A 12,515-nucleotide genomic window follows, 5' to 3' on the forward strand; every position below is an offset into this window, starting at 1 on the left:
GACCAAATCGATAAATATATGAACCCAACCATGATTCAATTTTTCCACTGGTATTCTGAAGGGAATGGAACGTTATGGAAAAAAGCAGAAAAGCAAGCTAGCTACCTGGCAAAACTAGGAATTACTTCCGCCTGGCTCCCTCCGGCTTATAAGGGGACTCATGGCAGTCTTTCTGTAGGATATGACGCTTACGACCTCTATGATCTCGGCGAATTCGATCAAAAAGGATCTATTCCTACAAAATATGGTACCAAAAATGATTATCTCAAAGCTATTAAAGCATTAAAGAAACAGAATATTGAAGTTATTGTAGATATTGTTCTCGGCCATAAAGCCGGCGGTGATGAGCTTGAAAAATTCAAAGTGGTAAAAGTAGATGAAAACAACAGGGAGAAAGTAATCTCTGATGTTATCGAAATAGAATCATATACTAAATTTACCTTTCCGGGAAGAGGAAAAAAATATTCTGATTTTGAATGGAATTTTACCTGCTTCAGTGGAGTGGATTATGCAGAGGGAATGGATCCCCATATTTTTAAAATACAATCTGAATATGGAAATGACTGGGAAGAAATGATCCATGATGAAAAGGGCAACTATGATTTTCTGATGTATAATGACATTGAGCATAGAAATCCTTTTGTACGTGAAGAACTCAACAAATGGGCAAAATGGTATTTTGACCAGACGGATTTTGACGGGGTAAGGCTTGATGCCCTGAAACATATTTCTTTTGACTTTTATAAAGAATGGCTTACGCTGCTCCGTTCCAATTCAGGAAAAAATATATTTGCCGTAGGAGAATACTGGGCTCCCGGACATCTTCATCTTCTTCAAAAATATATTGAGGTAACAGAAGGATGTATGAGCCTTTTTGACAGCTCATTACAAAATAATTTCCACAATGCTTCAAAAGAAGGGAGCAGCTATGACCTCCGGAAAATTTTTGACGGAACTCTTACTCAGGCTGACCCGTTACACTCCGTGAGCCTTGTGGCCAACCATGATACACAGCCTCTTCAGGATCTGGAAGCTCCCGTGGAATCCTGGTTTAAGCCTCTTGCCTATGCTTTAATTTTATTAAGAAAGGATGGCTATCCATGTGTTTTTTATCCTGACTTGTATGGAGCTCATTATGTGGATAAAGATTCGGGGGGACATGATCAGGAAATTTTCATGCCTAAAGTGGATGGTATTGAAGAACTTCTTAAAGCCAGGAAAGATCATGCTTACGGGGCACAACGGGATTATTTTGAAGATGCCAATTGCCTGGGATGGGTTCGTGAAGGTGATGAGGAACATACAGGCTGCGCCGTAGTTCTGAGCAATAAAGATGCCTATAATAAGCCTATGGAAATAGGTAAACGCTATGCCGGAAAAAAATGTAAGGATCTATTAAAAAGGTTCAAAGGCCAGGTAACCATTGATGAAAACGGATGGGGGGATTTTCCTGTACCGGCCGGGAATGTCAGTGTATGGGTGCCTGAATAAATAAGAATATAACTGTCTATCAACAACAAAGCGTACCTAAATGAAGTACGCTTTGTTTTCTTATTATGTCGTATCCTAACATTTGATACCCCTGCAGCTCCATAAGTCGGGAGCCCACTCACAACAATAATTATCTTCATTATAAAAACAGCAGATTCTGTCTCTGATGATGATTCCTCCTTTTAAATTTTTAAGTTCCTGCCGATCAATTTTTCGGGCATTGGGAATTTTTTTTGTTTTCATAATTATTATTTTTTTGATTTGTAATCAAATATAAGTAAAAAACAACAATGGATCTTCAACAAATCTTCCAACTCCACCATTGCATCTACTTAAAGTTCAAATCATAATGCCCGGAAAATATTGGAATTGTAATTTCCATCCAGTAACTAGGCTCCGACTTTCCGGATGGCCAGAATTTCCGGTCTTTCCGAATGATCATTTATTTTTCCCGTTCTGGCAAACTCCGCCCAAAGTGCTCTTAATTTTCTTCCATTCTCATGAATATACTTCCAGGGAATATTTTTCACCATTTCAGAAGATTTCCAGGCAGCCTCATTCCCAAAAATCAAAGGGAGATCAATACAATGAGGCGCTCCTATATGATTGTATTCCGACCGCGAAATGATTCTGAATAGATAGACATTTCCTCCAGCTCCGGCATAATTTTCTGCAAATATCCTGGCAGGAGTTCCATAGATGAGATTGGTAGTTTTTTCTACCGTCTTATCCATAATCTTCAAGCCTAAGCCCTTCCCTAAATACTTATTCAATGCCCCGGATGTTTTAAGGTAAAATGCTGTTTCATCATTATTCAGGCCAATCAGGACATCATATTTTTTTGCATTCTGTTTCCACTTTTCCACAGATTCTTCTTCTGTACATAAAGGGGGATATCCGTATTGGATTCCGAAAGGCATTGCTGCTTTTAGTCCGTATTTTATGACAGAAGGTACATATTTTCCATACTCCTCCATCATTTTAAAGACATCGGTTTCATCTTTAAGGGTCTCTGTTTTTTGCAAAAACTCAGCTGACATTTTCTGTCTTTTATGCCGTAATCCTAAAGGAGCACTCTGGATAATGACCCGGTGAAACAATTCTTCTACCCCCTCCGATATCATTAAATGCGCAATAGCGTCTCCTCCCGATGACTGCCCCAGCAACGTAATATTTTCCGGATCGCCACCAAAATCTGCAATGTAAGACTTTACCCACTTCAAAGCTTCAATGATATCGAATAGCCCAAGATTCGGGGGCCTGCTTTCACTCCCTCCTAAAAATCCAAACAGACCTAAACGATAGGAAACCGTAACGACAATAATATGCTGCTCTTTTATCCATTCCGCCGGATCGGAAGTCGGCAGATCCCCACAACCTATTTCATGAGATCCTCCGTGAATCCATACAACAACCGGAAGTTTTTCATTTTCTTTACTATTTTCGGGACAGCTTACTGAAAGGTATTGGGTAGATTCGTCGGGCTCAAAATTTTCAACCGGCGTTGCGCCGATCATTTTTTCCACTAAAGCACTTAATTTCTGCGGGCAAACCGGGGTTTTATCCGGAAAAACAATATCTGATGCAGAAGCTTCTGCAGGAACAGGCCTCTGAAACCTTTTGGAATGGGCATAACGAATACTTTTGGCCTTGATGATACCATTTTCTTTTAAGGCGATAATCCTTCCGAAACCGGTTTCAAAAACATGGATTCCTTTATGATTTGATGTCATTTTAAACGCTAAAATTCTTATCCTTAAAATTAATCTTGTTTTTTGACAACAGGAAATAATTAAAATACAAATATCACATAACACAAATATTCACTGAGAAAGGTTCTATCTGTCAAAAAAATATGCTATCCATTTTCAAAACTTAGTTCAGAGTTTTGTATTCACTCGGGGAAATACCTACCTTGGTTTTGAACAATCTTGTAAAGTGCTGCGGATATTTGAAGCCCAAATCATAAGAAATTTCACTGATTGATTTTCCATGCTCCAGAATCTGTTCTTTGGCGACATCGATTAATTTATTGTGAATGAATTCCTGCGGGGAAATACCCAATTCTTTTTTTTATGAGATCTCCGAAGTAATTGGCCGAGAGGTTCAGCTTTTCCGCGAAATAATTTACCATGGGAAAACCAATACTTTTAGGTTTTTCAGATTTGAGATAATCATCCACCAGACTTTCAAATTTACCGATAAGCCCCTGATTGATATGATCTCTTGTAATAAACTGACGGTCGTAAAAACGCATACAGTAATTCAAAAACAATTCAATATTATTGACCATTAATGATTTACTATGCTTATCAATAGGCTGTCCGAGTTCATGCTTTATATTTTTAAAACATTCCAGGATAATTTCTCTTTCTTTTTCTGAAAGGTGTAAGGCTTCATGAACATCATACGAAAAGAAATTATAATCTTTAATGTTTTTCCCAAGATTTGTTCCTTTCAGCAGATCAGGATGAAAAATCAGAGCGTAGCCTGCCGGTTGAACATATTTTCCTTTGTTATAGATACCATAGGTCTGTCCGGGAGCAATAAACACCAATGTACCTTCCTGGTAATCGTAGCTATGTTTCCCATACAGCATGTCACCACACATTACATCTTTCAGGAAAACGGTATAAAAACCGAATTTCCTTTTGTGCTGGCAAACGGGATCTGATTGGGAAAAGTCAATTACACTTACCAACGGGTGAAGTGTTTCATGATTAGCCATTTTGTTGTATTCCGAGATGCTGTTATAGATTTCAACCTCCTGATCTTCCATGAAGTATATTTTTATTATTCAAAATTACCAATTTCCGGATGAACTGGCAGGCTGCCTGTAAAATTGGTAAGTAATCCGGTAATCTGTATAAGCAGTTTTTCTATGAAAGTATCGAATTTTGTATCATTATGGAAACTTTTTAATACAACCATTTTTCCGAGAGGAGAAAAAGCTCCGTCAGAATATTTTTCAGGAGGAACTGCCTGGGTCCAGATTATTAAACTCAACGAAAACCAGCTCAACTGCCAGATCGGAAACGTCACTTTTGAACCGGGATGCAGAAATAACTGGCATTCTCATGCTGGCGGACAAATCTTGATTGTTACTGCAGGAACCGGTTTCTATCAGGAAAAAGGTAAACCTGTCCAGGTTTTACACCCGGGAGATGTTGTTACTATTCTTCCGGAAGTTATCCACTGGCATGGGGCCGCTCCGGACAGTGGGTTCACCCATATTGCAATCAATCCCAATACCCAGAATGGAATGGTTGAATGGCTGGAGCCTGTACCGGATGAGCACTATCACAATGTATCAATCTAATATATAACATAAATCAAAGTAAACCAATGAACACATTTACAGTAAAAGCTTATGGCGCTGAATCCACCACTGCAGACCTGAAAGAAATGAATATTGAAAGAAGAGAAGTCACTCCTAAAGATGTAGAAATAGAAATCCTGTATTGCGGGGTATGTCATTCTGATCTTCATACCGCAAGAAATGACTGGGGTGGAACTATCTACCCTGCTGTTCCGGGTCACGAAATTATCGGGAGAATAACAAAAATTGGAAGTGAGGTTTCCAAGTTTAAAGTGGGTGACCTTGCCGGGGTAGGATGTATTGTTGATTCCTGTGGGCATTGTGAAAGCTGTCAGCATGATCTTGAGCAATATTGCCTAAACGGGTTTACGGGAACGTATAACGGACATGATAAACATTCCGGAGGACATACTTTCGGTGGATATTCTCAAAAAGTAGTGGTAGATGCCCACCATGTCTTAAAGGTTCCTGAAAATCTTGACCCTGCTGCTGTAGCACCACTCCTTTGTGCCGGTATTACAACATGGTCTCCTTTGAGACACTGGAATGTAGGTCCAAACTCCAAAGTAGCTGTCGTAGGGTTAGGCGGATTAGGCCATATGGCCATTAAACTGGCTAAAGGACTTGGAGCTGAGGTAACTTTATTCTCAAGAACTCCCGGGAAAACGGAAGATGCCAAACAACTGGGAGCTGATCATGTAATCATTTCCACGGATGAGGAACAAATGAAATCGGTAACAGGTAAATTTGATGTGATTATTGATACCGTTCCTTATGTTCATGATGTTAATCCGTATGTAGCTACCCTGAATATTAACGGAACCCATGTTCTTGTCGGATATCTGGGTGGCCTGGAGCCAATACTTAATACAGTTCCCATGATTATGGGCAGAAAATCTGTAGCAGGCTCTGTCATCGGAGGTATTGCCGAGACTCAGGAATTACTGGATTTCTGTGGTGAGCACAATATTGTTTCGGAAATTGAAATGATCAGAATGCAGGAAATCAATGAAGCATACGAAAGAATGCTGAAAAGCGATGTAAGGTATCGTTTTGTGATTGATATGAAGTCTTTATAAGAGTAGGTCTTGTTATCCGTAAAAAGTTTCGGCGCACCTTTGGTGCGCCGAAACTTTTTACAAATTTACCTTAATTTTATCCTTAAGGTTACTTCTTTTCTTTTAGTATCCCTTTCAGAACCTTTAGCTTTCCATCAACAGGCTGTTCGATTTTCAAACCTAAAATTTCAGCAACAAGCGGATAGACATTCACGTTTTCAAATTCACTGATAACCTGATTATTTTTAAACTCAGGTCCCCAGGCATAGAAAGTAGCTTTCATTTCAGGAACTACCCTGGGATTGTATCCATGTTTTCCTACAGATGTTTTCTTTCCTTTCTCTAAAAATATCTTTGGAGCTTTTGGAAGCAGGAGGATCTGTCCTATTCTGTTATATTGATCATCTCTCGTTGCAAAATGCAGATACCGGGGCAACCTTTTATCCAGATAAACATCATAGTCATTTGTTTTATGTGCTTTTAATTCTTTATAAACGGTTTTTACCTCATCCGGATTTTTAACATATACTCTTAATAACGTTTTGGGAATTATAAAAATCGAATCTGTTTTTATCAAAAAGAAGGGCCGGAATTTCCAATGGCGTTCCGCCATCTACTTTGATCATTCCATGATCTGAAACGAATATAAAATTGACATTCTTCAAACCTAATGCATTTACTTTCTGTACAAGGTCTCCAATTGCGTGGTCAATCAAGTGGACAGCATTTTCAGTTTCTTTTGAATCCGGTCCATAATGATGACCGCTCCCGTCCACTTCCGGGAAATATAAAGAAATAAAGTGTGGTCTTTGATTGTCTGGTAATTTTAGCCAGTTCACTACTTTTTCCACTTTTTCAGAAGGAGTGAATTTTTCATGATAGGGATAATAGTAAGATGGCCTTATTCCACCGGCATCACTGGCAGATCCTACCCACATTAAAGAAGCAGAAACCATCCCATTCTTTTCAGCCAGCCCCCAAAGCGGTATCCCTCCATACCAGCTTCCGTCTTCTGCATTTTTTTTTATTGCTCATGGCATATACTTCTTTCCTTTTGTAATCGTAGAAAAAATTATCAATTAACCCATGATGAGAAGGATAAAGCCCGGTAATCAGGCTCCAGTGATTCGGAAATGTAATACTCGGATAGCTTGGGATCATTGCTTCAGCCTTTACTCCCTGATCAGAAAATTTCAAAAGGTTTTCAGCATTGTATTTATGGGCATAATCATAACGGAAACCATCCGTGGAAATCATGATTACGTAAGGTTTTGACTGGGCTTCAGCTGTGTTCTGACGACCTGATATTACTACCTGAGCCGTATCAATATTTACCTGCTGTGCAAAAACCGTAAAGGAGACAAGCAGCAGTAAAAAATGTATTCCTCGCTTCATTATTTAATTTTTTTGGCAAAGGTACATTCTATACTGCTCCCTGAAAAGTTTAAAGGATTAAAAGTATATTAAACCTTACATTTATTTCAAATTGCCTTTTTCATCTCAAACTGAGATAACCAGTTTGTAAGTCCTATTTTTTCGCAAAGGAACTGACTCGTACTTACGGAAATCTCATCTACATTATTCAAAGAAACCGGCTGTCCTTCATTTCTTTTTCTGACCGCGTTAAATAATTGTGTCCCGATTCCTTGCCTACGGTGCTCCGGGTCAACGGCAATCTGATGCACTTTTTTTGCTGAAGGATTATAAATAACATACCCTGCCAGGTTTTCTCCCAGATACGCCCCAAAAGTGACAAACCCTTCCGGAACAGGATCCAGCACATAAGCAGAACCTTGCCAGGAAGGTTCAATATCCCAGAACGAACGGAACTTTTCACATTGGAAATCTTCCAGCTCCCGTATACAAATTGAAGCCTGCTCTTCCTCCGGATGTATAATTCCATTAAAGCAAAGAAGCCTTCGCATAATCTTAAAGCCAAGATTTTCATAGGCCCTGATTGCTTTTTGATTTCCTTCAATAACTTCCAGAAGCAGTACACTTGCGTTCCTTTCTTTCAAAACCGGAATAATGAAATCATACATTTTTCTTACCAATCCTTTACCTCTGCCTTCCGGAACCACTCCTGTTCCTCCGTTATAGATAACTTTCTCACCATTTTCAGTCTTTTCAGCCTGAAGGATAAAACCTATAAGCTGTCCGTTTTCAAACGCACCGACTGACAAATCCATATCTAATTTTTCCGCTGCCATTTTTGAGATGAGCATTTCTTTTGTGAGATGGAAAGGAACAATATAATCTGAAAATGAAAGATTAAAGACCGTTAAAAGCTCATCTATCGTAGTATGGGTTAAAGTTTTAAATTCCATTACTGTTTATTTTTAATTTCATTAAAAGCCTACCATGTTCTGTCAAAATCTTCTTTCCAGTCGTATGGCATCAGTTCTTTTAAAGTGACAAAAACCCCGTTTTTTACTTCTACTACAGCATTAAGATTTTCTTTGGATAATTGACTCATCAGTTCCCTGCATCTTCCACAAGGAGGAACTGCATTCCCGTCATTACCTAAGGCTACTACTGCTTTAATGCGATGTTCACCATTTTTCAACATTTCAGCCACAGCACTGTGCTCTGCACAAAACCCCATTGAACAGGCAGTATCTATACTGATTCCTGTATATACATTACCTTCTGCAGTTTCAATAGCAGCCGCTACTCCTCCATATTCTATAAAATCATTCAGCATCCTGGATTTTGCAAACTGACCGGCTATTTCCTTTAAATCCTTTCTCATAGATAAATTTATTTGTGATGTTCCATATACCACTGTACCGCATTACGTTCTTCTCTTTTAATAAACGGATCCTTGCCTGCATTATAATCATTACCGTCATACCATTCTTTTTTGCTCAGAACTTCTTTAAGCTGTTGATATTCCTGCTTTACACGGGCATGGGTACACAAATAATCTCTAAAGGCAATATGACGAAGCCAATGTTCAGAAGATACAGGAATTGCATGAATATGGGCCACACGAAGACTATGGTCATGAAGCTTCTCAGGAATATCCTCTTCCTTGAAAATGGTTTCAGGAAATCCTAAGTTTTTGGGACGGTTTATAAGTTTAATAAAAAAGCGGCGATAAGGCATATCTTTATTATATTTTTCATAATAAACATAATCCTGTCCTTGTAATAAATGTGGAATTTTATCCAGATCTTCCGCATCTTTTACCCCGATCATAATATCTATGATAGGTTTTGCAGATAAGCCTTCTACGGATGTGCTTCCGATATGTTCAATTTCGGGATTCAAAAAACCGATGCTTTCTTCCAATTCATTTTTAATGGATTCAAATTGTATTTTCCAGGAAGGGTTGTATTTTTCAAACGTAACTTTCATCGGTAACGGTTTATACAAATATATGAAAATTCGCTCAAAGCCTTTAAACCGGGCATTTTAAGATTTTTGATTCTAAAAATAAAACGCCTCCGAAAAATCAGAGGCATTTTTTAAAAATTATTAGGATGTGTTTTTTTTAATTATTCTTTAATCAGTTTTTCATAAGACAGACTTCCGTCTTTCAGCAAAACCTCAAAATAATAAGTTCCTGACTTCAGATCTTCAATATTAATATGCTCTTTGTCTGGTCTTATTGATTTTACTTTTCTTCCGGTAGCATCAAAAACATCAACGGATCTTATTTTATCAAAATTTTTAAAGCCAATCGTTTCTTTTGCCGGGTTAGGATAAAGAAGTACTTTTTTGTTTCCGGCAGCTGCTTCATTTGTGGATAAAGTACTGGCTGCCATTGTTAATGTTGCATATCCTCTATTAGCTGGTCCATGATATCCTAAAGCCTGATTTCCAAGCCTGCGTGCATAAAAGATATTAATGGTTCCTGCCGAATTGGGAATCGCAAAGTCTCCCGCCCCACCGGAAAGAGATCTTGTGGCCACAATAGTCCTTGTAGTTCCTGATATAGTATTGGATACTTCTGTCCAGTCTTGTGAAACATCAGCATTGGGCGTTGTAGTTCCTATAAAGGAATAATCTCTGGTGGTTGCAGAATTATAAATAAACCCATCTGCTCCCGGAGCCATTCCTCCGCTGTCCACTCCATTTCCTCCAAACCCGATTCCCAACATAGAATTGCTGTCGCCGGTTACTGTAAGGGTCACTCCTGTAGGAGTGGTATCCAATTTCACCGTCATGGAAGTAACCGGAAGGCTTACTGTTCCAGACGAAAACTGAGCCCAGGCAAGGGTAGCGAGGGCCATACTGATGGTGAGTAAAATTTTTTTCATATCAATTTTTTAAGAGGTTAATGATTTCTTTGTTATTGGTTTGCAATGCATATTCAAAAGGAGTCATTCCCATTGAATCTTTTTTAGATTTATCTGCTTTATATGAAAGCAGTAGTTCCACCAATTCTTTGTTTCCAAATTTCACGGCCCAGAATAAAGGAGTATAACCGGTAGCATCTGCAATATTAGGGTCGGCATTTTTTTCTTAGCAAAGCTTCTGTAAGCTCTTTATTGTATTTTACCGAAAGTCCTGCCAGTGCAGTTCCTTCTTTACTTTGATAATTCACATCTTTTACATGGTCAATCAAAAATTTTGCAACCTCTGTATTGCCTCTGTAACAAGCCAGGATAAGAGGTGAAAAACCATTCTCATTCGGTTGATTGATAATATCCGGATTCTGTTTCATCAATCCTTTTACTTCATCAACCGTTCCGTTTCTGGCAACATCAAAAATTGTTTTTGTTTGTTCCTGAGCATATAACAACGAAGTCAGAAACATACTCAGCAGTAAGATCAGGTTTTTCATTGTTTTGTCAGGATATAGTTATATTCCACATTTACATTTTCAGCAATTTTTTTAGTTACCATTTTAGGAATCGTTACTTTGTAATCTGCAGGCTTCACAACAAATCCTCCCTGCATATAAACTTTCCCGTCTTTGGCATAAACAGAAGCTGTAGAAGTGACCGCTTTATCCACACCATGAAAATTGAGGGTTCCCTGAATTGTATATTTCTGAGGGTTCGCAGTAAGTTTTGTGGAATCAAAATTGACGATTTTTCCTTTAAAGGTGGTTTTTGGATATTTTGCTGTTTCGGCATAACTTTCATTAAAATGTTCTTCCATCAGTTTTGTTTTAAAGTGAAAGTTTTTGACGGATGAAACGGATGCCATTTCCCCGTTATCTGCATTGAAGACCACAATATTATTGTCATCCCGGGCATAAATATCTTCAAATAATGGCACAGAGGCCTCAAAGGTGACTTTTCCGGTTTTTGAACTGTATTTCTGAGCTGAGGTGTAACCTGCCATAAACAGAAAAACACCTGTTATTATTAATTTTTTCATATCAGATATTTTAATTTTCAGCTAATCCGTCGGCTTTCCATTTAATGAAAATGTTGATTTGTGTTGCAGATAAAGAACCTCCCTTAGGCATTTTCCCGGGGTCGTTATCAGGTCTTTGAATCCGGTCAAGAATTCCGTCTATATTATTTTTTACCTGATCATAGGTTGCCAAAGGTTTAAAACTGGTTGCCGAGTGGCACGTGTTACAGTTATTATCCATAATTGGCTTTACATCGGTTATATATTTTACCGGTAATGTAATGGGGGTATTATCAGAAATTTCTTCATAGGTTCTGCTTTCACAGGATATCAGTATACTTCCCGCCGATATTGTCAATAGGTACGCTAACTTTCTCATATCAAAAAACTCTGTAAAGATTAAACCCAAAGAAAATTTGTCCTTTTCCCCATCTGCCGGTGGCGTTGGTAAGATACCCGATATCCGAATTGATCTGGGAATTCGTAAATAAAAGCTGGAAAACATGTCCCCCTGTTTCTATATCTACTCCTAAAGAAAGAGGATTTTTATAGAAACTATGATCATCAAAATTCACAAAATATTCTGCATTTACAGAGACTCTTTTGGAAATTTTATATCGACCGCCTATTCCGGCCAAAAACTGGTTTTTATCTTCGGTTGCCGGTTCGTATAAATTTTTATGAACAAAAGACGGAGTAAGCTGCAATGAAAACTGTTCGTTAAACCTTCTGGAAATCAAAGCCTGTGTCAGGTAGGAAAGCCGATCGTTGAATGTAAGATAGGGATAGGTATCTTTATTCAAGGCGGTATTTAAACCCATTACATGATATCCTACAATATCTACCGGAAAATTCTCATTCTGCTTTACCAGCCTGTATTTTACAGCGCCTTCAAAGGTTTTCATATGGGTCTCCCTCGACAAGCTTACAGAAACGGCATCCGTAATGCCATAAATAACCCCGAGCTTGGTAGAAGCATTGTCCAGACCAAAAAAGTCTTTAAAGCCTGTGCTAATATCTCCGAAACGATGGGCAACAACAATATACCATTCTTTTTTTGCAGATAGTTTTGTAGATTGCCCTGTAACGATCTGCAAGGCTTTGAATGCGGGTTGTGAAGTTTCTGTGTTGGTTTTAATAGTGTCGATATCTTTCAGCAAATCCTCCTGTGCAAAGGCAAAAACTGATGAAAATACCGACAAAAATAAGAGAGTTTTTGTCATATGATAACTATATTTTACATTTAATTATGATATAACAAACTTATAGAGTTATCAATTCAAAAACAGGTGATAAAAGTCACCGAGGAGATTGTTTTTATCAATCAGAAAGCA

At 38.3% G+C, this 12,515-nt stretch carries 17 protein-coding genes and 1 pseudogene; 3 read left to right on the plus strand and 15 right to left on the minus strand.

The window, feature by feature from the left end:
* The first annotated feature begins 30 nt into the window (after window positions 1-30).
* Window positions 31-1,491 (plus strand): alpha-amylase, encoded by a 1,461-nt coding sequence (locus HX13_RS18185; RefSeq protein WP_238555483.1) that lies wholly within the window; start codon window positions 31-33, stop codon window positions 1,489-1,491.
* Window positions 1,492-1,566: 75 nt separating this feature from the next.
* Here HX13_RS18185 and HX13_RS22640 read toward each other — a convergent pair whose 3' ends face one another.
* From HX13_RS22640 to HX13_RS18195, 4 genes are all read right to left on the minus strand, one after another.
* Window positions 1,567-1,734 carry a hypothetical protein gene (locus HX13_RS22640; RefSeq protein ID WP_156173224.1) on the minus strand — a complete coding sequence of 56 codons (168 nt, stop codon included), beginning with the start codon at window positions 1,732-1,734 and terminating at the stop codon, window positions 1,567-1,569.
* Window positions 1,735-1,880: 146 nt separating this feature from the next.
* Complete coding sequence (locus HX13_RS18190; RefSeq protein WP_050022238.1) at window positions 1,881-3,224, minus strand: carboxylesterase family protein; 1,344 nt, start codon at window positions 3,222-3,224, stop codon at window positions 1,881-1,883.
* A gap of 142 nt (window positions 3,225-3,366) precedes the next feature.
* A complete protein-coding gene (locus HX13_RS26135; protein ID WP_316931355.1) occupies window positions 3,367-3,555 on the minus strand; it encodes a helix-turn-helix transcriptional regulator in 189 nt (62 codons plus the stop codon).
* A complete protein-coding gene (locus HX13_RS18195) occupies window positions 3,521-4,270 on the minus strand; it encodes an AraC family transcriptional regulator (protein ID WP_316931356.1) in 750 nt (249 codons plus the stop codon). Before HX13_RS18195 ends, HX13_RS26135 begins: the two co-directional genes overlap by 35 nt.
* A 102-nt stretch (window positions 4,271-4,372) precedes the next feature.
* Here HX13_RS18195 and HX13_RS18200 point away from each other — a divergent pair, with 102 nt between their 5' ends.
* Together HX13_RS18200 and HX13_RS18205 are read left to right on the plus strand one after the other, a co-directional pair.
* Window positions 4,373-4,810, plus strand: coding sequence for a cupin domain-containing protein (locus tag HX13_RS18200; protein WP_050022239.1), 438 nt, complete (start codon window positions 4,373-4,375; stop codon window positions 4,808-4,810).
* Window positions 4,811-4,836: 26 nt separating this feature from the next.
* Window positions 4,837-5,889 (plus strand): NAD(P)-dependent alcohol dehydrogenase, encoded by a 1,053-nt coding sequence (locus HX13_RS18205; protein WP_082129139.1) that lies wholly within the window; start codon window positions 4,837-4,839, stop codon window positions 5,887-5,889.
* Window positions 5,890-5,977: 88 nt separating this feature from the next.
* On the opposite strand, the gene HX13_RS25715 is transcribed toward HX13_RS18205, so the two are convergent.
* The 11 genes and pseudogenes from HX13_RS25715 to HX13_RS18250 all read right to left on the minus strand — a co-directional run bounded on the left by HX13_RS25715 (window position 5,978) and on the right by HX13_RS18250 (window position 12,404).
* Entirely contained in the window at window positions 5,978-6,445 is a 468-nt protein-coding gene (locus tag HX13_RS25715; protein ID WP_262483572.1) for an alkaline phosphatase family protein, read from the minus strand.
* Window positions 6,387-7,263: pseudogene (locus tag HX13_RS26475) on the minus strand (ectonucleotide pyrophosphatase/phosphodiesterase). The gene HX13_RS25715 and the pseudogene HX13_RS26475 overlap by 59 nt, the downstream one beginning before the upstream one ends.
* Before the next feature lie 86 nt (window positions 7,264-7,349).
* The gene (locus HX13_RS18215; protein WP_050022240.1) at window positions 7,350-8,195 is read right to left on the minus strand and encodes a GNAT family N-acetyltransferase; all 846 of its coding nucleotides are present in this window, start codon (window positions 8,193-8,195) and stop codon (window positions 7,350-7,352) included.
* A 29-nt stretch (window positions 8,196-8,224) separates the two neighbouring features.
* Window positions 8,225-8,620, minus strand: coding sequence for a cytidine deaminase family protein (locus tag HX13_RS18220; RefSeq protein WP_050022241.1), 396 nt, complete (start codon window positions 8,618-8,620; stop codon window positions 8,225-8,227).
* Window positions 8,621-8,628: 8 nt separating this feature from the next.
* Window positions 8,629-9,228 (minus strand): GrpB family protein, encoded by a 600-nt coding sequence (locus HX13_RS18225; RefSeq protein WP_050022242.1) that lies wholly within the window; start codon window positions 9,226-9,228, stop codon window positions 8,629-8,631.
* Between the two features lie 140 nt (window positions 9,229-9,368).
* On the minus strand, window positions 9,369-10,133 hold the full coding sequence (locus HX13_RS18230; RefSeq protein ID WP_050022243.1) for a T9SS type A sorting domain-containing protein: 765 nt from the start codon (window positions 10,131-10,133) through the stop codon (window positions 9,369-9,371).
* Between the two features lies 1 nt (window position 10,134).
* Window positions 10,135-10,317 carry an ankyrin repeat domain-containing protein gene (locus HX13_RS24795; RefSeq protein ID WP_316931362.1) on the minus strand — a complete coding sequence of 61 codons (183 nt, stop codon included), beginning with the start codon at window positions 10,315-10,317 and terminating at the stop codon, window positions 10,135-10,137.
* A gap of 1 nt (window position 10,318) precedes the next feature.
* A complete protein-coding gene (locus HX13_RS18235; protein WP_238555486.1) occupies window positions 10,319-10,660 on the minus strand; it encodes an ankyrin repeat domain-containing protein in 342 nt (113 codons plus the stop codon).
* On the minus strand, window positions 10,657-11,202 hold the full coding sequence (locus HX13_RS18240) for a YceI family protein (RefSeq protein ID WP_050022244.1): 546 nt from the start codon (window positions 11,200-11,202) through the stop codon (window positions 10,657-10,659). Before HX13_RS18240 ends, HX13_RS18235 begins: the two co-directional genes overlap by 4 nt.
* A 10-nt stretch (window positions 11,203-11,212) precedes the next feature.
* Window positions 11,213-11,560, minus strand: coding sequence for a hypothetical protein (locus HX13_RS18245; RefSeq protein WP_238555487.1), 348 nt, complete (start codon window positions 11,558-11,560; stop codon window positions 11,213-11,215).
* Window position 11,561: 1 nt separating this feature from the next.
* Entirely contained in the window at window positions 11,562-12,404 is an 843-nt protein-coding gene (locus tag HX13_RS18250) for a DUF5777 family beta-barrel protein (RefSeq protein ID WP_050022246.1), read from the minus strand.
* Between the last annotated feature and the right edge of the window lie 111 nt (window positions 12,405-12,515).

Source organism: Chryseobacterium sp. P1-3 (assembly GCF_000738495.1).
Taxonomy (GTDB): domain Bacteria; phylum Bacteroidota; class Bacteroidia; order Flavobacteriales; family Weeksellaceae; genus Chryseobacterium; species Chryseobacterium gallinarum.

Bases quoted from the DNA above. Each gene is read 5' to 3' on its own strand.
- HX13_RS18185 (WP_238555483.1), top strand. From the start codon at position 31: ATGATTCAATTTTTCCACTGGTATTCTGAAGGGAATGGAACGTTATGG.
- HX13_RS22640 (WP_156173224.1), bottom strand. From the start codon at position 1,734: ATGAAAACAAAAAAAATTCCCAATGCCCGAAAAATTGATCGGCAGGAA.
- HX13_RS18190 (WP_050022238.1), bottom strand. From the start codon at position 3,224: ATGACATCAAATCATAAAGGAATCCATGTTTTTGAAACCGGTTTCGGA.
- HX13_RS18195 (WP_316931356.1), bottom strand. From the start codon at position 4,270: ATGGAAGATCAGGAGGTTGAAATCTATAACAGCATCTCGGAATACAAC.
- HX13_RS18200 (WP_050022239.1), top strand. From the start codon at position 4,373: ATGAAAGTATCGAATTTTGTATCATTATGGAAACTTTTTAATACAACC.
- HX13_RS18205 (WP_082129139.1), top strand. From the start codon at position 4,837: ATGAACACATTTACAGTAAAAGCTTATGGCGCTGAATCCACCACTGCA.
- HX13_RS18215 (WP_050022240.1), bottom strand. From the start codon at position 8,195: ATGGAATTTAAAACTTTAACCCATACTACGATAGATGAGCTTTTAACG.
- HX13_RS18220 (WP_050022241.1), bottom strand. From the start codon at position 8,620: ATGAGAAAGGATTTAAAGGAAATAGCCGGTCAGTTTGCAAAATCCAGG.
- HX13_RS18225 (WP_050022242.1), bottom strand. From the start codon at position 9,228: ATGAAAGTTACGTTTGAAAAATACAACCCTTCCTGGAAAATACAATTT.
- HX13_RS18230 (WP_050022243.1), bottom strand. From the start codon at position 10,133: ATGAAAAAAATTTTACTCACCATCAGTATGGCCCTCGCTACCCTTGCC.
- HX13_RS18235 (WP_238555486.1), bottom strand. From the start codon at position 10,660: ATGAAAAACCTGATCTTACTGCTGAGTATGTTTCTGACTTCGTTGTTA.
- HX13_RS18240 (WP_050022244.1), bottom strand. From the start codon at position 11,202: ATGAAAAAATTAATAATAACAGGTGTTTTTCTGTTTATGGCAGGTTAC.
- HX13_RS18245 (WP_238555487.1), bottom strand. From the start codon at position 11,560: ATGAGAAAGTTAGCGTACCTATTGACAATATCGGCGGGAAGTATACTG.
- HX13_RS18250 (WP_050022246.1), bottom strand. From the start codon at position 12,404: ATGACAAAAACTCTCTTATTTTTGTCGGTATTTTCATCAGTTTTTGCC.